This is a genomic window from Halorubrum tibetense, from assembly GCF_042661865.1.
In the GTDB taxonomy this organism is placed as follows: domain Archaea; phylum Halobacteriota; class Halobacteria; order Halobacteriales; family Haloferacaceae; genus Halorubrum; species Halorubrum tibetense.
The window spans coordinates 1-502 of sequence record NZ_JBHSWW010000764.1; the positions used below are offsets into that span (position 1 = coordinate 1).

Annotated in this window: 1 protein-coding gene; it reads right to left on the reverse strand. The window is 53.4% G+C overall.

Translation table 11 applies throughout. From position 1 onward, the window contains the following. A partial coding sequence (locus ACFQEU_RS18175; RefSeq protein ID WP_379784446.1) for a DMT family transporter occupies positions 1-439 on the reverse strand: 439 nt, incomplete at its 3' end. Positions 440-502: the final 63 nt, after the last annotated feature.

Here is a 502-nt window from a genome sequence, read left to right on the forward strand (position 1 = left end):
GGAGTTGCAGCCAATGTTCGGGGTTTAGTGAGAAGAGTGTTTTGCTTGGGTCGTGATCAAACAGCCACGAAGCCAAGAGACTGTAAATAGACACCGCTAACATTTGCAAAATACTGAGGCTGATAATCGGCAGCTTTTGCGCGTAGTGGCCCGTCAGCACAATGTGGCTGGCGAACGCGATGGCGCCGATCAATACTAAAATGTCACCTTTGTTGAGCGCGGTATTCGCACCACCCGTCAAGCCATAGAGGCCCGCTGTAGATAGGCAAACGGCGATCCAGCCGGCCTTGGTGATTTTGTGGCGAAAGGCTAGCCAGCTGAGTAGCGGTACCAACGGCACCAACATGCCGGTGATAAAGCCTGCGTTGGAGACGCTAGTGAAGCGCAAGCCTTCGGTTTGGGCGTAAAAGGCGATAAATAGAAGGAAGCCTAAGCTCAAGCTGCCACGCACCAAGCGAGGACAATCGGGTATTGGCTCTCTGTGTCTGAGCGAGAGCCAAAG